This is a genomic window from Macellibacteroides sp. (assembly GCF_050251695.1).
Classification (GTDB): domain Bacteria; phylum Bacteroidota; class Bacteroidia; order Bacteroidales; family Tannerellaceae; genus Macellibacteroides; species Macellibacteroides fermentans.
In genome coordinates, this window is sequence record NZ_JBFWMI010000067.1 from 1 (window position 1) to 19508 (window position 19508).

The following is a 19508-nucleotide window of genomic DNA, read 5'->3' on the forward strand; positions in this document are numbered from 1 at the left end:
CCGCAGGGAGAAATAAAGAGTTTATATACATCGGATATACGGTTTGAAAGGGGACTTGAATACCTGCTCGGTAAAAGGATGAATGAGATCCAGCTGGTTTTTAATGTGAACCTGATCGACTATTTCTCGGATAACAAGCCCGGACTTACCGTTTATCTTAAAGAGTTTCCATTGCGAGACATCACCTCGCTGGAACGAATTGAAGACGAGTTTAATCTGTTTGCTGCAGCATGTAAATTAAAACAACGAGAATGATGGTCTATCTGGGATATTTATTCATGGGACTTACATGCGTACGTTTGCTTGTCTCTTTTTGTAATTGGTGGAGCCGGTGCTACCTTCCAAAGCCAAAGAAGTATACAAGCCTGGGAGGAGTCTCGGTACTGATTCCCGCACGAAATGAAGCGAACGCGATCGGTTTTCTACTTGAAGATCTGATGGGCTGCAAGGATACGATACAGGAGATATTGGTATATAATGATAACTCGACGGACGATACCGCGAAGGTGGTGCGTACATACATGGAGAGATGTGCATACATCCGGCTGATCGAAGGCGATGAGCTGCCTTCCGGATGGCTGGGAAAGAATCATGCCTGCCACCGCTTGGCTACTGAAGCGCATGGAGACCGGTTGCTTTTTCTGGATGCCGATGTGCGGGTGGAAAGTGATCTGATTGAAAGGGCTGTGTCTTACATGAATGAGCAGGGGCTTACCTTGTTGTCTGTTTTCCCCAAACAGGAGATGTCCAACTGGGGAACACGCATCAGTATTCCGTTAATGAATCTGATCCTGCTTAGTCTGCTTCCCCTTTCGCTGGTACGTTTATCGCCGTGGACCTGCTTTTCTGCCGCCAATGGTCAGTTTATGCTTTTTGATGCGGCAACCTATCTCCATTACATGCCCCATAAGTTGTTTAAACACAACCGGGTGGAGGATATACGTATACTGAAATTCTTTAAAGAACGCAGGTTGAAGGTGGCCACTTTGCTGGGCGACCAATCGATCCGTTGCCTGATGTATCGCGACCTGGGAGGTGCAATCAACGGGTTTACGAAGAATATCTTTTATTTTTTCGGTGGAAGCCAATATTTAACCATCTTTTTTGTTTTATATACAACCATAGCTCCTGGTTGGATTTTTGTGTTTAACGGGTTGGAGATGGGTATGATTTATTTGGTTTGTCTGATGTTGATCCAGCTGTTTGTTTCGTTGGCCAGCAAGCAGTCGGTTTTGTATAATGTACTGTTGATGCCGGTAAAACAAATCGTGCTGGTGAGTATTGTTTATAAAGCGATTCAAAATTTTAGAAATAAAACACTTATATGGAAAGACCGAAATATATTGCAATAAGAATCTGGTTTGTTAGTCTGCTGTTGACCTATTCTTCCGCCGTTGCGATGGGGCAGAGTACCTATCGGGAACCCATCTATCTGGCCTATATACAGGGAGACATGTCCCGGTGGGAGGCAATCATCCGACTGATGGAAGAGCGTTCGGATGATATCACCGACGAAGAACGGAAAGAGCTGGTAGGCTATTACTATGGTTATATTGGCTTTCTTTTAGGAACAGACCAGAAGGATAAGGCCCAGGGCTATATCACTAAAGGAGAGAAACATCTGAACGCCCTGTTAAAGTCGGCCCCCAACGATGTAACCGCCCTTGCCTATAAAGGATCTTTTATCGGTTTCCGAATTGGAACCAATAAGTTTAAGGCCTTAACATTGGGAAAAGAAAGTATTTCATATATAAATAGAGCCTATAAGCTGGACTCTCAGAATGTGCAGGCCATCCTGGACAAAGGCAATCTTTTGTATCACATGCCCGGTATGTTTGGCGGAGATAAAAAAGAAGCCGTACGTTTGTACGAGAAAGCGGTGTTACGCATGGAAAAGCATCAAAACCTTAAACAAAACTGGTTATATCTGAATGTGCTTACAACCATTGCCAGACACTACGAAGAAGAGAAGCAATGGCAGAAAGCAGTACTGATTTATGAAAAAATACTGCAGCAAGAACCCGAATTCAGTTGGGTTAAAGATACGTTATATCCTGCTGCGAAGCGGACTGCGGCTAAGAATAAGAAATAAAATTCCACCCTCTTCTTTCTTTAACTAAATATTTTAGTTTGTTTAACTATAATATTTAGTTGTAAAACTATAATATTTAGTTTATTTGCATTGTGATATTTTTAAATAAAACAATTGCGATAAAATGAAAGAGATAACAACAAGAGAAGAAGAGGTGATGCGCCATTTCTGGTCGGCCGGAGCTTTGTTCGTAAAACAGATCGTTGATATGTATCCGGATCCTAAACCACATTTCAACACCATATCCACCTATGTGCGTAGCCTGGAAGAGAAAGGCTACCTGAACCACGAAGCACTGGGTACAACTTTCCGCTATTTCCCGGTGATAAGTGAAGAAGAATATAAGAAAGGAAACCTGGGAAATGTGATCAAAAAGTATTTCGATAGTTCGTATCTGAATGTTGTTTCTACTTTTATAAGGGAAGATAAGATTTCGGTGGACGAAGTAAAGAGGTTATTGGAAGAGGTGGAAAAACAATCAAAGGAATAAAGCTATGGAACCTTTCTTGTACTTTTTATTGAAGAACAGCATCTGTCTGCTTCTGTTTTACGGCTTTTTCTATCTGTCGGTAAAGCAGAGCGTATTCCACCGCCTGAACCGTTACCTGCTTTTTATCCTTTTTGCCCTTTCGATAGGTCTGCCCTTTTTCCAGGCAGACGGACTATCCCATCTGTATGACCGTGAAAAGATTGTGGTCAGCACCCTTATCCTATCCGGCAAGGGGACTGCAATTCCTGCCGCAGTGCATACGGCTTTTCCGTGGATGGAGGTTCTTGTTTATCTCTACTTTGCAGGCCTGCTGCTTGTTGCCGCCTATTTTGCGAGAGCCTGTGTACAGGTAGGGAAGATACTACGAGGCAGTGACGTGAGGTTATGGAAGGACGGCACAAAGATCTATGTAACGGAACAGGATGTAACTCCCTTTACCTGGATGAATAAGATAGTGATTTCCAATACAGATCTTGAACGGAACGGCGATCTGATAATCGGTCACGAACAGGCCCACATCCGTCTGCGTCATTCAATTGATTTAATTATAATAACCCTGCTGAACCTGCTGTTCTGGTTTAACCCGTTCGGCTGGCTGCTCAGACGTTTATTGCTTCAGATACATGAGTTCGAAGCGGACAGGCGTCTACTTAGTGATGGCATCGATGCAACCCAATATAAATTAGTATTAATCCGCAGAAGCGCTGGCGAGCAAACCTTTGCCATGGCAAGCAATCTGTCCTACCGTAGTCTGCAAAAACGTATTGAAATGATGACAAAAAAGAATTCAAGTTCTGCATCCCGACTCATCTATTGTTCGGGTATTCCTGTAGTTGTATTGGCTGCCGTTCTTTTGGCTGCACCGGCCGTTAATGCACAGAAACGTGCTAAGAGCGATCGCCCGGTCTCCGACTCAACCAAAGTTGTAATGAATGTTCAGATGGTTCATCTGGATAACAAACCCGGCTCGAAGGAGAATGTACTGGTAGTTACAGGTGTAAAAGGACAGCCAGCCAGGCAGGTAACTAAAACGGAAGTCAGAGACAATCAGATTGAGGTGACGGCCAATAGTAACACCAACACCACCATTGTACTGCGTACCGACACATCCGCTTGGGGAAATCAGGCAGCAGGTTCACTAACCCCTGAAGCAACACCCCTATTTATAGTAGACGGACTTCCCGTATCTTCCATCGATGCCATTAATCCGGATGATATTGAAAGTGTAAATGTGCTTAAAGGAGAGTCAGCTACCGCCATTTATGGTAAGCGAGGCGAAAATGGTGTGATTCTTATCACCATGAAGAAAGCGAAAGAGTAAGCCAATCCCAATAGTAAACAGTCCGGAATCTACCGGGACTTAAGTCGGGATCTCCCTGTACTTTACTGCAGGATAAGTATAGTTTGTACATTGCGCCCATGGGCCCGTTTAAACGGCTCCATGGGCGCGTTTTATCGTCCCCGTGGGCCCGTGGTGCAGATGTATATTCTTTTGTGCTTAGTTCCTGTTTGTTTATGCCTTCCGGTTCGTATGATATGCGGTTAGATCTCCTGGGTTTGTTGTGGATTCCAGGTAATCCGGATTCGGTTTACCCGTATGCCTGAACCTGTAAAAATGAAGAGATTAGCGGTTTGTGTAAACGTTTGCCCCCCTTCGATTGTTCTATTCGCAGTTTGGTATTAAAACTTTATTTGTATGAAAACCCTTGTGAATACCCTGATGATGCGTGTGATAGAATATTTTGCATCAAAAGACATGTCTCAGATTACGCATACACTTTGTGTGCACGAATATACGCGTTTGATTGCTTTAAGGGAGGGTTACAAGACCCGCAAAGTATTGTTGCTGGAGCTGGCAGCCTTGTTGCACGACATTGGTTGTCCTCGTTCCAAGGAGCTTTACGGCAATTGCCTGCCCGTTAATCAGGAACGGATCGGAGCCGAAATTGTGTCCGAATGGATGCCTGCCTATGGCAAACTGGCTCCTAAGGAGATCGATTGGCTGGTAAAGGTTGTAGGTACGCATCATCAGTTGCCCATGGCAAAGGAATATGGATTCGAAGCGTTGTTTGAAGCCGACCTGATTGTGAATCTGATGGAAGGATACTATCCAAAGGAGAAGGCTGCTCTGTACGAAAAGAATATGGTGCGGACAGCCTCGGGTAAGGCCTTGTTCGAATTATTCTTCCATCACGGAAAGATGGATATCAAGTCGGATTAAGCTGCAAGGGGGGATTCCCACTCACCTGGTGGGGAAATAATGTTTATTTAACTATGTTTTCAGTTAAATATCAGGAACATTTTGTTTATTTGCCAGATCTTAATACCTAATAATACACAGTAAGATGAATAAAAGTACCTATCGCAACGTAATTATGCGTGCAATGGCTCCCGCCCTGCTCTTTACCGCCCTAATTTTAAATGCCCCATCTGCAGAGGCGCAGAAACGCATCACTACACCAACGTTTGTAAGCGGAGCCGACTCGGCCTCCATTACCTATAAATCGTCTAATTCTACCCTTGGAAATACTTCCGGAAGTTTGAACAGGGGAGTGACCCTGGTTACGAGTGCGGCCAGCGGACTTAAAAAGCCTTTGTATATTGTGGATGGCGAGAAACGGGCTTCCATCGAAGGGCTTGATCCCAATACCATCGAAATGGTAGAGGTTCTCAAGGATAGTACAGCCGTTGAGAAATATGGAAAAGAAGCCGTTTTCGGAGCTGTGGTTATCACCCTTAAAAAGAAAACCTGCGATTGATTTGTGATTTATTGTAATTTGATGATGAAAATGATTTTGAATACTAACCTAAATGATACGGCCCGGTTGCACGCCCTGCAGCTGACAGATGCCGAAGATATTTTTCGGGCAATCGATTCTCAACGCGACTATCTTGGGAAATGGCTTCCATTTGTAGAGTTTACCCGGTCTGTAGAAGATTCGGTTCAGTTTGTTACGGAGGCTTTGGAGCTTCCGGAAGATAAAAAGGAGCACCTGTTTGCCATACGGGTTAACGACTCCTTTGCCGGCCTTATCGGATTTAAGGATACAGACCGGATGAATCGTAAGACTGAGATTGGGTACTGGCTGTGCGAGCCCTATCAGGGGAAAGGGATTATGACTGCCGCGGTAAAAGCGTTGTGTGATTTTGCTTTTCAGGAATTGAATATGAATCGGATACAGATTAAGTGCGCTGTGGGTAATGAGCCCAGTAAACGTATTCCCCGCCGGCTCGGCTTTACTTTTGAGGGTATCGAGCGGGACGGGGAATTGCTCACCGGTGGCATCTATACGGATATTGAGGTTTACAGCCTGCTGAAGCTGGATGTAGCTCCCCAATAAATAGTTTGCATGCTGCTTGAGTCTGCTTTAACTTTTCACTGTTTCGGCTCTTCGGCTTTTTAATGCGGCACTTATCTCCAGCATCTTTTTCTCGCTGAGGGGATACATGCTGATAAAGACGATGGAAAGCAGGGTTCCTGCGGCAGGCAGAAAACTCATAAACATCTTGATTCCCTGAATAACTTCCGCTTGCTGCACTTCGTTGGCTACGAATCCAAAGTAGGAGAGCAGCCAGCCTGTAAGTGCACTTCCTATGGCCCATCCGAATTTCTGACTCATCGAGGAGGAGCTGAATATCAATCCGGTGGCTCTGTTGCCGGTCTTAAGCTCCGAATAGTCGGTACAATCGGCATACATAGACCACAACAGCGGGAAAATACTGCCTGCACAAATGCTTATCAGTATCTGGAAGGTAAAAATCAGGGCCAGGTTATCTTTGTCGAACCAGAAAAAGAGAATACTTAGAACGGTGGCTATAGCCATCGAACCCATATAGGTCTGCTTTTTCCCGATACGATTGCTTACGGGGGCTGCCAGTATCACTCCTGCGATGTTGGCTATCTGCCCCACCGACAGATAGAGTCCGCTCAACACAAACGACACTCCGAAGAATGAAATGGTTTGGAAGTCTTCTTCAACAATGAAGTATTTAAAATAATACACAGTGGCTCCGTCGCGGATGGAGTTAAATACCAGAGCGGCAACTCCTGCACCCAGAAGGATCCACCAGGGGCGGTTTTTCCATAGATCTTTAAGATCCTCCTTTAAGGGCGCCTGCTTTTCGTGAAGCGCCTTGACCCGTTCTCTGGTAAAGGCAAAACAACCGATAAACAATAGTGCGCACATTACGGCTATCACTGCCACCGCTAGGGTCCAGCCTTGTTGCTGAGCGGCAATTTCTTTACTGTGACCGCTCCAGAAGTTTACCATCGGCATAAAGAGGAGCAGTGCAATGAAACTTCCGATATAGGCAAATGCCATCCTATAGGTCGACAATGTGTTACGCTCTTTCGGGTTGTCGCTCATCACCCCAAGCAAAGAGGCATAGGGTACGTTGATGGCCGAATAGACCATCATCATCAACGAATAGGTAACGTAGGCATAAATCAGCTTTCCGTTATCGCCGAATGAAGGGGTGACGAAGGTAAGCACTCCGATTACAGAAAAGGGAATGGCCAGAAAAAGCAGGTAAGGACGGAATTTACCCCAGCGGGAATGGGTACGGTCGGCCACCACGCCCACAATGGGATCGAATGCCGAATCCCACACGCGGGTTACCAGAAACAGGGTGCCAACTACCGCAGCAGGCAACCCGAACACATCCGTATAGAAAATCATCAGGTAGGAACCGAACAGTTTCCAAAACATGGACGAGGCCATGTCGCCGAAGCCATAGCCGATCTTTTCCTTTAATTTAATCATGGTATAGAGGGAGGGAAGGAATTACTCCCTTCCCAATGTTTTAAGATTCCGTGCAATCAAGTCTTTAAGTGTTTCAACCGAAGCGGCGGTGGTAAGTCCGTCGGCCGGCGTGTTCATGCAATAGTCCACCAACTTGTCGACAGTCGACGTAGCCACATGCATCCGTGTGTCGGACGATGCGTAATAGATATACACGGTTCCGTCTTCGTCTTTGATCCATCCGTTTGTGAACAACACATTTGATACATCGCCAATCCGTTCTTCACCCTCCGGAGCCATAAAGAAACCGCCCGGTGTGGCTATCAGTCTGGTAGGATCTTCCAGGGAGGTCATATACATATAAAGTACATACCGCAATCCGGCGGCACAACCTCTTACTCCATGTGCCAGATGCAACCAGCCCTGAGGTGTTTTTATGGGATGCGGACCCTCACCGTTTTTAACCTCTTTGATGGTGTGGTAGTATCGCAGGTCTATTATCTTTTCTTCCTTCACTTCGGCGCAGGTCATATCATCCACCAGTGCCCAACCGATTCCGCCTCCGCTGCCGGCATCTATAAAGCCATCTTGCGGACGGGTATAAAGGGCATACTTGCCGTTTACAAATTCCGGGTGAAGTACAACGTTGCGTTGCTGACTTTTAGTCTTAAGATCCGGCAGTCGTTCCCAGTCGACAAGGTCTTTGGTGCGGGCTATGGCAGCCGTGGCTGTAGCCGACGACAGATCGCCTGCCGCTGCTTTGGGATCGTGCCGTTCTGCGCAGAAGATTCCGTAGATCCACCCGTCTTCATGGGCCGTAAGCCGCATATCATAGATGTTGGTGGCCGGATCTTCCGTGTCGGGCATGGTGATGGGGTAATCCCGGAAGCGGAAGTTGTCTATTCCGTTGGGGCTTTCTGCTACGGCAAAAAAGGATTTACGGTCGGCTCCCTCTACACGCACCACGAGTATATATTTGCCATTCCATTTCATCGCACCCGAATTAAAGGCTGCATTCATCCCGATACGTTCCATCAGGTATGGATTGGATTGCTCGTTGAGGTCGTAACGCCAGAAAACAGGTGTATGTGCACCCGTAAGAATCGGGTTCTTATAGCGTGTATATACTCCGTTGCCTCCGGCAACCGGTTCGTTCTTTGCCGTAACCAACACTTCGTGCTCGTGCATCAGTCTGGCCACTTTGTCTTGAAAAGTCATCATCAGATTTTATTTGTATAAGTTTAAATTATCCTGACTAAACAGGGTTTTCGGGTTTTCGTAGAATTTCACAAAATCGGCAGCCGAAGCCTGACCGGGATACGGTGCATAGAAATGATTATCACGTTCGCGGGCATTCCGCCATACCAGTACATAAGCAACCGGATACTTTTCAACCACAGGCAACAGAACCTCCGTCCACCAGTTACTCATAGGCAGAGCCTCCAGTCCCGTTTCCGTAAGGGCGATGGGCTTATCCAGCTCTTTTCCCTTTTCGGTCATAAAGGCCAGCATCATATCCAGTGTCTTTATATAATTATCGGTTCCTGCAACACCGCCGAACTGATACCCGTCCACACCCAGCAGATCCACATATTCGTTGCCCGGATAGCGTTCCATATACACATCTCCGATACCTTCCGTTCCCGGAGAATAGGCATAAAGCAGGTTGTCTACCTTTTTCTCGTCCAGACGGCTGCGTGTGAGCTGCCACAACTGTTTATACTGATCGGGTGTACAAAGATTCTTTCCCCACCAGAACCAGCTTCCTGTATGTTCGTGCCAGGGACGGAAAAGCACAGGCACCTTTTCGCCTTCGTCTGTCTTCAACTGATTGAAGAAAGCTGCAATCCGGTCCAGCCAGGTAAGAAACAGTTCGTGTTTTGAACCGCCGGGTAGGATCGCCGTTACTGCGCCCGGAGTTTTAACATCCCACGAATCTCCTCCGGTAAGGGGATTGTCCAGGTGCCAGCTTACAGAGACCATTCCTCCGCGTTTGTATTGATTTATCATTTCAGTCCGGATTTTATCGAAGGAAATCTTATCCAGACTCTCTTTGTTGCCCAGTTCGATGTGTCCTAAATCGAAGCTCATCACTGCCGGATAATCTCCGCACACACTTTTAACATCGGAGCGGCCGGCATCCCCTTCCCATTTGATTCCGTACAGCGGATCATCATGGTGACCAAACATAAACCCGGTTTGATGGATTTTTTTAAGATTTTTAAGCAGATTTTCGGTCTGGACGGTACGTTGTACTGTCTTCCCGGCATCTTCCTGTTGCTTGCCCTCGGCATTACATGCTAATAGCAGAAAGGATGCACAAACGATGGTTGCGATTTTTTTCATTTTTCCTACATTTCTTTGATTCCTGAAAGTCGGATGTGTGATCCGACAGGTCTTTACTCTTATGGACGCAAAAGTAGGTGAATGAGGCAGATTAAACCACGCATTATTTATCTAAAACCGATACAATTTTAACCAGCTTACTAAAAGAGGATTTTAGTCTTCCGGTAATTGTCTCTGAACTCCTTGGGCGAACATCCTTTTTTCTTCTTGAATATCCGGTTGAAATTGGACAAGTTATTGAATCCGCAGGCAAAGCAGATCTCGGATATGGAGTGGGTGGAGTCTACCAATTGCCTGGCGGCATAGCCCAAACGGATATCAATTATGAAATCGGAAAGACTTTTTCCGGTACGAAGCTTGAAGAACCGGCTGAATGCCACCGGGGTCATTCCGGCTAGATCTGCCATTTGGTGTAGCCTTATCTCTTCCGTATAATGGCTGTTTATATACTCCTGTACCTTCTTAACCCGCCGGCTGTCGGCATTCAGCTCCATCCGGGCAAAGGACGAGCTTGCCAATGTACGGGCATTTTCGCAATGAGAGAGTTCATACAGGATGGTAAGAAATTTAATGACCGCATAGAAACCCTCTTTTTCCGAAGCAAGGGTGTTTAGTTTATCGTACACTTTAAGAATGGCATCCATGGGAAAACTTATACCCATGGATGCCGATTCGAGCATTTTATGAATACTGTCGAACTGATTCTTGTTTAAAAGGCTTTGATTAAACAGATCGGATGAGAACTGAATTGTGATCTCCCTTATCTTAGAAGATACACACGTATGCTGCTCCCAAACATGTTCAAGGTCTTTGCCGGTAATCAATACCAGGTCGTAGTCGCCAATCACCTCTACCGAGTCGCCAACGATACGCTTTACACCTGCGCCTTTTTCGATAAATGTAAGTTCGTATTCGGCATGACAATGAAGCGGATATGTAAATTCCGTTTTATATCGTTCAACGATATAAAAACAGTCTTTATCCGAAAGCGGTGTTATCTCGCGGATAATATGATTCGAGTCTCCGGTTGTTGTCATCCTCTAAAAGGCGATGTTATGTTTTTATGTACAGCTATTCAGTGTCAAAGGTACGATTCTGCGTCAATAAGCATAATCAAACCAGTCGAAATCTGCGTAGGCTTTCGACGATGATGAAGAGGCCGTAGCATAGAGTCCGATGTAGATGCCTGTAAATCCGCCTGCGGTTTCAGTGCTTATCAGCTTGGTATCCATTTTTCCTGCTTCATGAAAGGTAACATTGTCAGTCGAGTAGAGGAAGGTGTAATGCTCATTTCCTCCCTTCACGCGCAGATACAGTTTCCCTTTCGGTAGCGTTATCTCTTTTTCGATGTGGTTCATCAAGCCCAACCGGTAACGTAATACAAGCGACTGTTTGCCGTTGCCGAGCTGCCTGCAATACAGATCGTAATGAAAATCAGGGTTCATATAGAGTGTTACACCCGCCTCATCGTTTGCCGACCCTTGTTGTAACTCCAGGGCGGTAGTTGCCGTAAATGCAATGTGCTCCTGCCTTCTGCCCACAAAAGTAGGAGAAGCTATCTGGTCTAACGTAACAGACGAAGCCTTTAGTCGCAGGAAACCTTTCCTCTCATCAAGGCTATAGCGTTTTTGATCCGGATTACGCAGGTAATTCCATTCAAAACCCAGATACGGTTCATAAAAATCGGTCCGCACCGGCTTATCCGCTGTTTTCTGTTGAGGGAGTGTAGGTACATCCATCTGCAGGGAGATGGTTCCGTTTCCATTCACCACCGGCCACGCATTCTGATCCCAGCGAACAGGAGCAAGGAATGTTTCTCTTCCCAAAAGATGGTGCGTTCCGGATTGAGGACGGAAGCCCAGCAATACCATCCACCAGGAACCATCGTGTGCCTGTACGATATCGGCATGACCGGTTCCCTGAATCGGATTATTCTGTGCATTTTCATTTCTGTGGGTAAGGATCGGATTAGCAGGATTCGATTCGTACGGTCCGTCTATCGATCTGCTCCGGGCTATGGTTACCATGTGTCCGTATTCGGTTCCTCCTTCGGCAATCAGCAGATAATACCAGCCATCCTTCTTGTAAATATGAGGGGCTTCGGGGTATCTTCCGCCGGTTCCGTTCCATATCTTCTTTGACTCGGTGAGTTGTTCTCCGGTAAGAGGATTGATTTCGCACAAACAGATTCCGTTGGGTATGGAAACCATGTAGCATTTATCTCCTTCAAAATAGAGAGAAGGGTCGATACCCCCTTGTTTCAGCCAAACGGGCTCCGACCATTCGCCGGCGGGATCTTTGGTGTGTACGATGAAATTTCCTTTGTCCGAAACGTTGGTCGTTATCATGTAAAATGTTCCGTTGTTATACCGGATCGTTGGGGCATAGATTCCACCGGATGCACCGCTTTTATCCAGTTTTAACTGCGATGGCTTTGTTAAGCAATGTCCTATCTGTTCCCAATGGATCATATCCTTACTATGAAATACCGGAACTCCGGGAAAGAATTCGAAGCTGCTTGTAACCAGATAATAATTGTCTCCAACCCGACAGACGCTTGGATCCGGATGAAATCCGGGAATAACCGGATTCTGATAGCCCTCTTGTGCATGCATGCCCATAAAAGTTCCCAAAAGAACCCCCAATAATAATACTAGATTTCTCATTTTTTACAAATTGCAATTGTTTTTACTCAGTTATTGTGATCTTTAACTCATTGTGCTTGTCTGTGATATATGTCAACCGCCGCTGTTATATTACTTCGTACAGCTAAAAAAACAGTGCAAGTATAGGTATTTACAGGCTGAAATACAAATCAATCCGGCTGGAATCCTTTTCTGAGATATTGAATGATAGCTAAAATAGACATCATTTAATAGATTTTATCTATTTCTTCCGGAACATTTTATGTTGTAAAACAGTTTAAGTGTTGTATCAAAAAGAAGAATCATAAATAAATATATAGAATAAAACGATGGAATTATTAAAAGTGCTCAACGAGCGATATGCAACGAAGAAGATGAATGGCGCAACCGTGCCTCAGGAAAAAGTGGAAGCAATTGTAGAGGCGGCCAGATTGGCTCCTACCTCTTCCGGTTTACAACCTTTCAAGGTGATTGTTATTACCAACAAGGAACTAAAGGAAAAAATTGTACCGATTGCCTTTAATCAATCTCAGGTTGCTGATTGTTCGCATTTATTGGTTTTTGCTGCGTGGGATAATTATACAAACGAACGTATTACACAGATATTGGATTATACCGTAGCGGAAAGGGGACTACCAACCGGTACGATGGATGAATACAAAAACAGACTTTTAAGTATATATGGTAACCGCGATGCCGAACTGAACTTTATCCATGCGGCTCATCAATCTTACATTGCCTTTGGATTAGCTATTGCTGCTGCAGGCGAATTAAAAGTGGATGCCACTCCTATGGAGGGTTTTGATGCAGAAGCATTGGACAAGCTGCTGGGACTTCGCGAGCAGGGTTTGCGTAGCGTAACCATGTTGCCATTGGGCTATCGCGACGAGGCCAACGACTGGCTGGTAAATCTAAAGAAAGTTAGACGTCCGAAAGAAGAGTTTGTTTCCGAAATTAAGTAATGCCTTTTATATGGTCAGTACTTGATTATTAGATTGTTGTTTACATTTACGCTTTATTAATTTGATGACGGGGATGGATCATATGAGATGATTCATCCCCGTTTCTTTCTGATTTATTGAGGTAAGTTGCTTTATAGAACCAAATTGTGCCCTGTTTTTACATAATATATGTATATTTGGCCCGGTTAAATGCCAGGAAGAAATTTACTTAATGCTAAACAAATAATATCATGAACAACACACTTATCGGTTGTCTCGGGGTGGGAGCCGCTGTTTTGTCTTCTCTGCAGACTACCCATGCACAACAATCAGAACGTCCTAATGTTATTTTTATCCTTGCAGACGATATCGGTTACGGAGATTTGAGCTGTAACGGCGAAAAGACTATTCATACACCCAACGTAGATGCGCTGGCTTCACGGGGTGTCCGTTTTACGGATGCACATGCCGTTGCCGCAACCAGTACGCCGTCGCGTTATTCATTGCTTACCGGACAATATGCGTGGCGCAGGAATGATACCGGTATAGCTACGGGCGATGCTGGTATGATTATCAGACCAGAACAGCATACAGTGGCTGATATGTTCCAGTCGGGGGGATATGTTACCGGTGCTGTGGGAAAATGGCATCTGGGTTTAGGTGATAAGGCAGGTACACAGGACTGGAACGGGTTTATTACACCCGGATTAAAGGATATCGGTTTCGATTATTCTTATATCATGGCGGCCACGGGCGATAGGGTTCCGTGTGTATTTGTTGAGAATCAGCGGGTGGTAAATCTGGATCCCAATGATCCGATTGAGGTAAGTTATACGACGCCATTCCCCGGAGAGCCATTGGGTAAAGATCATCCCGAATTGCTTACGGTGTTGAAACCCAGTGTAAATCATGGTCACGACCAGGCCATCGTTAATGGGGTTTCTCGAATAGGATATATGAAAGGAGGAAAGCAGGCTCTTTGGAAAGATGAAAATATAGCCGATAGCATCACAACCAAAGCGGTTCAATTTATAGAAGATAATCAGCACAAACCATTTTTCCTTTATTTTGCAACGAATGATGCCCATGTGCCCCGTGTTCCTCATCCACGATTTGTGGGAAAAAGTGGAATGGGTGCCCGTGGTGATGCCTTGTTGCAGTTCGACTGGAGTGTAGGTGAGATATTGAAGGTGCTTGATAAGTTGGGGCTGACAGAAAATACGTTGATTGTTTTAACCAGTGACAACGGTCCGGTAGTGGATGACGGTTATCAGGATAAGGCTGTTGAGTTGCTAGGGAAACACCGTCCCTGGGGCGATTTCAGGGGAGGAAAGTACAGTAATTTCGAAGCGGGTACGAGGGTTCCTTTTATTGTAAGCTGGCCGGCTAATGTAAAGCCTGCAGTGTCTTCTGCTCTGGTTTCGCAGTTGGATTTGTTTGCTTCCATGGCCTCCTTGTTGAATACAACTTTGCCCGAAGGATCAGCGCCGGATAGCAGGGACTTCTTAAATACATTGTTGGGAAAGACTAAGCTGGGACGCGAATATATTATAGAGCAAGCCGGATCTCTTTCTGTTACAACCAGCAACTGGAAATACATTGCTCCGGGTAATGGCCCTGCCTATAATAAACTAACCAATACGGAGTTGGGCAACAGTAAACTTCCTCAGCTTTATAATTTGAAAAAAGATAAGGGCGAGAAACTGAATCTGGCAGATAAATATCCCGATAAAGTGAAAGAATTGCAAGCCATACTGGATAAAGAAAAAAATAAGAATAACGACTGATTATCCTTAAGCATCTATACGCTGCTTCCGGGAATGAGTCCTATGTAATGAAATAAGAGGGTGAATCGTACGGCCGATTCACCCTCTTGAATTTTAACTTTTATGTTTTAGCAAAAGAGAGTGTTCCTTCATCCTATAGTCCGGATACAGATCAATGAATGGAGATATTATGAAAGAACTCCTCGGATGCGGTCTTCAAAAGCAGAAAGAGCTGCTTTGGCTCCTTCGCCCATGGCAATGATAATTTGCTTGTATGGTACTGTAGAAACATCACCGGCGGCATAAATACCCGGAATGTTGGTCCGGCAATTGGAATCGATATGGATTTCGCCCGAATGATTTGTTTTTACAACATCCTTAAATACACTGCTATTGGGAGCCAACCCAATCTGTACAAAGACGCCATCCAGCTTTACCTGCTCTTCCTGTTCGGTTTCCCGGTTTTTATATTGGATCGCAGTTACTTTACTTCCGTCTCCAATAACCTGAGATGTTTGTGCCTGAAGAATGATTTCAACGTTTGGCAGACTCTTCACTTTGTCTTGTAATACCTGATCGGCTTTCAGCTCGTCGGCATATTCGAGAATGGTAACCTTGGAACAGATTCCTGCCAAATCGATTGCGGCTTCTACGCCGGAGTTTCCTCCACCTACCACAGCAACGTGTTTACCTTTATAGAAAGGACCATCGCAATGCGGACAAAATGCCACTCCTTTCCCGATATGCTCTGCTTCTCCCGGAACATTGAGTCGGCGCCAGCTGGCTCCGGTAGTAATTATCAGGGCCGGCGTCACGTAAGTTTCACCTCCGGAAACTTTCAGTATCTTATTTATCCCTTCGGTGGATACCTTCTCAACACGACGATGCTCCAATAGATCGATGGGATAATCATTGATGTGCGCCATAAGGTTGTTAGCCAACTCTTGTCCGGTTGTTACCGGGACAGAAATCAGATTTTCAATTCCTACGGTTTCTCTTACTTGTCCACCGATACGTTCGGCTAAAAGGGCAACCTTTAATCCTTTACGTGCGGTATAGATCGCTGCGGCAACGCCAGCAGGGCCACCTCCCACAACAACCACATCGTAATTTTTAGCAGGTTTTTCTTCATTGATTTCATTTACCCCAAACTCGGCTTCCAGTTTGCTCAGTAGCTCACCAAAATCACTTCGTCCCACATGAATCAGTTTCCCATTGGCAAATACCGAGGGAACTCCCTGGATTTTTAAAGCTTCCACCTCTTTTTCATTGATACCGCCATCTACCATCTCGTGGCTGATTTCACTGTTTAAGGTCGTCATGGCATTCAGGGCCTGTACAACATCGGGACAGTTCGTGCAGGTAAGTGATACGTAGGTGGTAAGCTTAATCGGACCTTTTAAAGATTTTACCCGAGACTGAATGTGCTCGTCGGGGATGTTTTTCCCTTTTTTATCCAGGTTAAGAAGTGCAAGCAACAAGGAGGTAAACTCATGGCCGGTCGGTATCCCGCGAAATGATATGCCTGTAGGTTCTCCATTTTTCAACAGAGTAAATGAAAGGCCTTCGCCAGCAGATTCTTCGCATGATATCATGGTAGAGCATGCTTCGACCCCACGCAGCAGATCCATTAATTCTTCGCGGCTATCGTGTTGAGGCGATGCCGTTACTGCCAGGGTATAGTTATTTTCCAGTCCGGCGAAGATGCTCTTTAATTGCTCTTTAAGAGAACTATCTAACATAGTATATTTTTTTTGTAGTTAAAAAAAGAGGCTGTATCCAATTGGTACAGCCTCCGAATGATTGTTATCAGATTTTACCAACCAGGTCGATGCTTGGTTTGAGAGTTGTTTCTCCCTTTTTCCATTTAGCCGGACAAACCTCGCCAACGTGTGTGGCTACAAACTGAGCAGCTTCTACTTTACGTAGTAATTCATCAGCATTACGACCGATGCCATTGTCGTGGATTTCTGCGATTTTAATCTGTCCTTCCGGATTTACAAGGAAGGTTCCGCGGTAAGCCATACCCTCTTCTTCTATCATAACTCCGAATGCACGGCTTAAAGCTCCCGTTGGATCGGCCAACATCGGATATTTTATTTTACGGATGGTATCTGATGCATCGTGCCATGCTTTGTGTACAAAGTGAGAATCGGTGCTGACAGAATAAATTTCTACTCCCATTTCCTGAAACTTAGCATACTTGTCTGCCATGTCTTCCAACTCTGTAGGACATACGAATGTGAAATCGGCTGGATAAAAGAAGAAAATACCCCATTTACCTTTTACATCGCTGGATGAGATTGTCTTGAATTTTCCTTGATGGAAAGCTTGAACACTAAATTCGGGAACCAGAGAATTGATAATTGAACTCATAATTTTTTATTATTTAAATGTGTTTGTTTATGTTTTACGACACAAAATTAATCGCCATTTTAGGAATCGGGCTATATTTTCAATTGATTGATTTTATGTGCTGATAGATGAAATTAATATGATTGTGTAATTGCTTGGATCCCAAGTCTGGGTTTAATTCTAATTGACTGAATCTCAATAATTGTAAATCGAAAAGTATTGTAATTTATTTTAACAAATAAAAAAAGTCTTACTTTTACAAATTGTTTCATTGCGTTAATTAAAGGAAGGACGACCACTATTGTTTTATGAACTATTATTTATTTATCATCTATTAAAATTCTATCTATATGAAAAAGATCATTTTGGGTTTTATCCTCTTTCTTGTATGTTCGGCAGTCTCGTTTGCGAAAGTCAAGCTTCCGGATATAATTGGAGATAACATGGTTTTACAGCAGAATACTAAGGTGAAACTGTGGGGAGAAGCTACTCCCAATCGGAAAATTGCGATTACAACCTCGTGGAACAACCTTACTTATAATGGCGTTTCGGATGCAAAAGGAAACTGGGTTGTGTTGGTTGCTACCCCAAAGGCAAGTTATCAAAAACATGAAATTGTTATAAACGATGGCGAAAAGACTACGCTGAAGAATGTTTTGATTGGTGAGGTTTGGTTTTGTTCCGGACAATCTAATATGCAGATGCCTTTGAATGGTTTCTGGAATTGTCCGATTGAAGGAGCCAACGCCTTGATAGCTACTTCCGGTCAGTTTAAACATATCAGGGTGGCTACCATCCCGAATGTTGGGAAGACCGAGCCTCAATCTTCCTGTGAAGGAAAGTGGATGGAAAGTAATCCCGAGAATACTGCCCAGTTCAGTGCAACTGCTTTTCATTTTGCCATGATGCTTACTAAATCTCTGGATATACCGGTTGGAATCATCAACTGTAGTTGGGGAGGTTCAACGGTAGAAGGTTGGATGAAAAAGGAAATACTTCAGAACTATCCGGACGTGGATTTATCGTTGGCCGGTACTGATAAAATTCACCCAATGTTGCAACCTATGATTATGTATAATGGAATGTTGAAGCCATTGGTAAACTATACTATCAAAGGTTTTTTATGGTATCAGGGAGAATCGAATGTAGGCAGACATCAGACCTATGCCGACCGGCTGGCAACCATGGTTAAGCTTTGGCGTGAGGAATGGGGATTGGGTGAATTGCCTTTTTACTTTGTAGAGATTGCTCCGTTTGAATATGGAGAAGGGGATGCGGCTGCCTATCTTAGGGAGGCTCAATTCAATGCACAAAGGTTAATCCCGAATAGCGGTATGATCAGCACGAACGACCTGGTGGAAGATTACGAACGGAAAAATATCCATCCCAAAAATAAGACGAAGGTGGGAGAGCGGCTTTGCTATATGGCTTTGGCCAATACCTACGGGTTTAAGAATAGTGTATGGTGTTACGGTCCTTCTTATAAATCTATGGAAATAAATGAAGGTAAAGCATATATAAGCTTTGACCATGCCCAGGAGGGATTCAGCAGAGAAGAGGGAATTATAGGTTTTGAGATGGCTGGAGCCGATAAGATATTCTATCCTGCCGAAGCCAAAGCCGACTTTAATAAAAAAATAGTGGTTGTTTCCTGCGATAAAGTGAAGGAGCCAGCAGCAGTTCGCTACTGCTTTCGTAACTTTCTGATTGGAAATCTGTACAATCACAGGGAGTTGCCGGTGGTTCCGTTCCGTACCGACAATTGGTAAGACGTATCTGTTTGTTTATCCCTTACAGCAAAAGAGGAATGAATCTCAGGGATTCATTCCTCTTTTGTACTGTTCAGAAAGTAGCATCAGGATCTGTTGGGCGTAGCGCTTGGGGTTATAAAATCCTCTTATATTCTGTTCAGAATGTTTCATCGGGCCAGGGAGCAGGTTTCCCTGTTGCTTTGAACGAAGGACGTTGACCGCCTGATTTTCGTAGAAACTTACCTAGCTTCGTGGATAACTCATTTACCTTTTCAGGATTTGTTAATGCCAGATTGGTTGCTTCACCCAGATCATCTTTTAGATTGAATAACTCTTTAGCGCCGGTTTCGTAATAATAAATAAGTTTCCAGTCTCCCTGT

Annotated in this window: 18 protein-coding genes and 1 pseudogene; 11 read left to right on the top strand and 8 right to left on the bottom strand. The window is 44.6% G+C overall.

Annotated features, from left to right (window positions below; genetic code table 11):
• From AB7E53_RS10480 to AB7E53_RS10515, 8 genes are all read left to right on the top strand, one after another.
• Positions 1-255 (top strand): hypothetical protein (locus tag AB7E53_RS10480; protein ID WP_446775552.1); only part of this gene is annotated, 255 nt, incomplete at its 5' end.
• Complete coding sequence (locus AB7E53_RS10485; protein ID WP_446775554.1) at positions 252-1352, top strand: glycosyltransferase family 2 protein; 1101 nt, start codon at positions 252-254, stop codon at positions 1350-1352. The genes AB7E53_RS10480 and AB7E53_RS10485, both read left to right, overlap by 4 nt.
• A complete protein-coding gene (locus AB7E53_RS10490; RefSeq protein WP_446775556.1) occupies positions 1325-2092 on the top strand; it encodes a tetratricopeptide repeat protein in 768 nt (255 codons plus the stop codon). The genes AB7E53_RS10485 and AB7E53_RS10490 overlap by 28 nt, the downstream gene beginning before the upstream one ends.
• A gap of 124 nt (positions 2093-2216) precedes the next feature.
• A complete protein-coding gene (locus tag AB7E53_RS10495; RefSeq protein ID WP_079683919.1) occupies positions 2217-2582 on the top strand; it encodes a BlaI/MecI/CopY family transcriptional regulator in 366 nt (121 codons plus the stop codon).
• 4 nt (positions 2583-2586) lie between these two features.
• Positions 2587-3903 (top strand): M56 family metallopeptidase, encoded by a 1317-nt coding sequence (locus AB7E53_RS10500; protein ID WP_446775558.1) that lies wholly within the window; start codon positions 2587-2589, stop codon positions 3901-3903.
• A 375-nt stretch (positions 3904-4278) separates the two neighbouring features.
• Positions 4279-4803: an HD domain-containing protein gene (locus tag AB7E53_RS10505; protein WP_068184995.1), complete on the top strand. Its 525-nt coding sequence runs from the start codon at positions 4279-4281 to the stop codon at positions 4801-4803.
• A gap of 124 nt (positions 4804-4927) precedes the next feature.
• On the top strand, positions 4928-5341 hold the full coding sequence (locus AB7E53_RS10510) for a hypothetical protein (protein WP_446775560.1): 414 nt from the start codon (positions 4928-4930) through the stop codon (positions 5339-5341).
• Between the two features lie 21 nt (positions 5342-5362).
• Entirely contained in the window at positions 5363-5923 is a 561-nt protein-coding gene (locus AB7E53_RS10515) for a GNAT family N-acetyltransferase (RefSeq protein WP_446772486.1), read from the top strand.
• Positions 5924-5950: 27 nt separating this feature from the next.
• Here AB7E53_RS10515 and AB7E53_RS10520 read toward each other — a convergent pair whose 3' ends face one another.
• The 5 genes from AB7E53_RS10520 to AB7E53_RS10540 all read right to left on the bottom strand — a co-directional run bounded on the left by AB7E53_RS10520 (position 5951) and on the right by AB7E53_RS10540 (position 12336).
• Positions 5951-7345: an MFS transporter gene (locus AB7E53_RS10520; RefSeq protein ID WP_446775562.1), complete on the bottom strand. Its 1395-nt coding sequence runs from the start codon at positions 7343-7345 to the stop codon at positions 5951-5953.
• A 21-nt stretch (positions 7346-7366) separates the two neighbouring features.
• The gene (locus AB7E53_RS10525; protein WP_079683923.1) at positions 7367-8545 is read right to left on the bottom strand and encodes a glycoside hydrolase family 130 protein; all 1179 of its coding nucleotides are present in this window, start codon (positions 8543-8545) and stop codon (positions 7367-7369) included.
• 6 nt (positions 8546-8551) lie between these two features.
• On the bottom strand, positions 8552-9670 hold the full coding sequence (locus tag AB7E53_RS10530) for a glycoside hydrolase family 26 protein (protein ID WP_446775564.1): 1119 nt from the start codon (positions 9668-9670) through the stop codon (positions 8552-8554).
• Between the two features lie 140 nt (positions 9671-9810).
• Positions 9811-10707, bottom strand: coding sequence for an AraC family transcriptional regulator (locus tag AB7E53_RS10535; protein ID WP_079683925.1), 897 nt, complete (start codon positions 10705-10707; stop codon positions 9811-9813).
• A 63-nt stretch (positions 10708-10770) separates the two neighbouring features.
• The gene (locus AB7E53_RS10540; RefSeq protein WP_446775566.1) at positions 10771-12336 is read right to left on the bottom strand and encodes a glycoside hydrolase family 43 protein; all 1566 of its coding nucleotides are present in this window, start codon (positions 12334-12336) and stop codon (positions 10771-10773) included.
• A 308-nt stretch (positions 12337-12644) separates the two neighbouring features.
• Here AB7E53_RS10540 and AB7E53_RS10545 point away from each other — a divergent pair, with 308 nt between their 5' ends.
• A complete protein-coding gene (locus AB7E53_RS10545; RefSeq protein ID WP_179400415.1) occupies positions 12645-13277 on the top strand; it encodes an NAD(P)H-dependent oxidoreductase in 633 nt (210 codons plus the stop codon).
• A gap of 230 nt (positions 13278-13507) precedes the next feature.
• The gene (locus AB7E53_RS10550) at positions 13508-15043 is read left to right on the top strand and encodes an arylsulfatase (RefSeq protein ID WP_350456404.1); all 1536 of its coding nucleotides are present in this window, start codon (positions 13508-13510) and stop codon (positions 15041-15043) included.
• 167 nt (positions 15044-15210) lie between these two features.
• Here the strand turns inward: AB7E53_RS10550 and ahpF are convergent, their stop codons facing one another.
• Positions 15211-16764 carry an alkyl hydroperoxide reductase subunit F gene (gene ahpF, locus AB7E53_RS10555; protein ID WP_446775568.1) on the bottom strand — a complete coding sequence of 518 codons (1554 nt, stop codon included), beginning with the start codon at positions 16762-16764 and terminating at the stop codon, positions 15211-15213.
• A 67-nt stretch (positions 16765-16831) separates the two neighbouring features.
• On the bottom strand, positions 16832-17398 hold the full coding sequence (gene ahpC / locus AB7E53_RS10560) for an alkyl hydroperoxide reductase subunit C (RefSeq protein WP_079683930.1): 567 nt from the start codon (positions 17396-17398) through the stop codon (positions 16832-16834).
• A gap of 329 nt (positions 17399-17727) precedes the next feature.
• Here ahpC and AB7E53_RS10565 point away from each other — a divergent pair, with 329 nt between their 5' ends.
• Positions 17728-19146, top strand: a complete 1419-nt coding sequence (locus AB7E53_RS10565) for a sialate O-acetylesterase (protein WP_446775570.1) — start codon at positions 17728-17730, stop codon at positions 19144-19146.
• Positions 19147-19285: 139 nt separating this feature from the next.
• Here AB7E53_RS10565 and AB7E53_RS10570 read toward each other — a convergent pair.
• Positions 19286-19508 (bottom strand): annotated as a pseudogene (locus AB7E53_RS10570) (sulfatase); the annotation flags it as partial.

Excerpts from the sequence above, each read along its gene's own strand:
- AB7E53_RS10550 (WP_350456404.1), top strand. The coding sequence starts at position 13,508 with ATGAACAACACACTTATCGGTTGTCTCGGGGTGGGAGCCGCTGTTTTG.
- ahpC (WP_079683930.1), bottom strand. The coding sequence starts at position 17,398 with ATGAGTTCAATTATCAATTCTCTGGTTCCCGAATTTAGTGTTCAAGCT.
- AB7E53_RS10490 (WP_446775556.1), top strand. The coding sequence starts at position 1,325 with ATGGAAAGACCGAAATATATTGCAATAAGAATCTGGTTTGTTAGTCTG.
- AB7E53_RS10505 (WP_068184995.1), top strand. The coding sequence starts at position 4,279 with ATGAAAACCCTTGTGAATACCCTGATGATGCGTGTGATAGAATATTTT.
- AB7E53_RS10525 (WP_079683923.1), bottom strand. The coding sequence starts at position 8,545 with ATGATGACTTTTCAAGACAAAGTGGCCAGACTGATGCACGAGCACGAA.
- AB7E53_RS10510 (WP_446775560.1), top strand. The coding sequence starts at position 4,928 with ATGAATAAAAGTACCTATCGCAACGTAATTATGCGTGCAATGGCTCCC.
- AB7E53_RS10485 (WP_446775554.1), top strand. The coding sequence starts at position 252 with ATGATGGTCTATCTGGGATATTTATTCATGGGACTTACATGCGTACGT.
- AB7E53_RS10515 (WP_446772486.1), top strand. The coding sequence starts at position 5,363 with ATGATGAAAATGATTTTGAATACTAACCTAAATGATACGGCCCGGTTG.
- AB7E53_RS10500 (WP_446775558.1), top strand. The coding sequence starts at position 2,587 with ATGGAACCTTTCTTGTACTTTTTATTGAAGAACAGCATCTGTCTGCTT.
- AB7E53_RS10495 (WP_079683919.1), top strand. The coding sequence starts at position 2,217 with ATGAAAGAGATAACAACAAGAGAAGAAGAGGTGATGCGCCATTTCTGG.
- AB7E53_RS10565 (WP_446775570.1), top strand. The coding sequence starts at position 17,728 with ATGAAAAAGATCATTTTGGGTTTTATCCTCTTTCTTGTATGTTCGGCA.
- AB7E53_RS10545 (WP_179400415.1), top strand. The coding sequence starts at position 12,645 with ATGGAATTATTAAAAGTGCTCAACGAGCGATATGCAACGAAGAAGATG.
- AB7E53_RS10530 (WP_446775564.1), bottom strand. The coding sequence starts at position 9,670 with ATGAAAAAAATCGCAACCATCGTTTGTGCATCCTTTCTGCTATTAGCA.
- AB7E53_RS10520 (WP_446775562.1), bottom strand. The coding sequence starts at position 7,345 with ATGATTAAATTAAAGGAAAAGATCGGCTATGGCTTCGGCGACATGGCC.
- AB7E53_RS10540 (WP_446775566.1), bottom strand. The coding sequence starts at position 12,336 with ATGAGAAATCTAGTATTATTATTGGGGGTTCTTTTGGGAACTTTTATG.
- ahpF (WP_446775568.1), bottom strand. The coding sequence starts at position 16,764 with ATGTTAGATAGTTCTCTTAAAGAGCAATTAAAGAGCATCTTCGCCGGA.
- AB7E53_RS10535 (WP_079683925.1), bottom strand. The coding sequence starts at position 10,707 with ATGACAACAACCGGAGACTCGAATCATATTATCCGCGAGATAACACCG.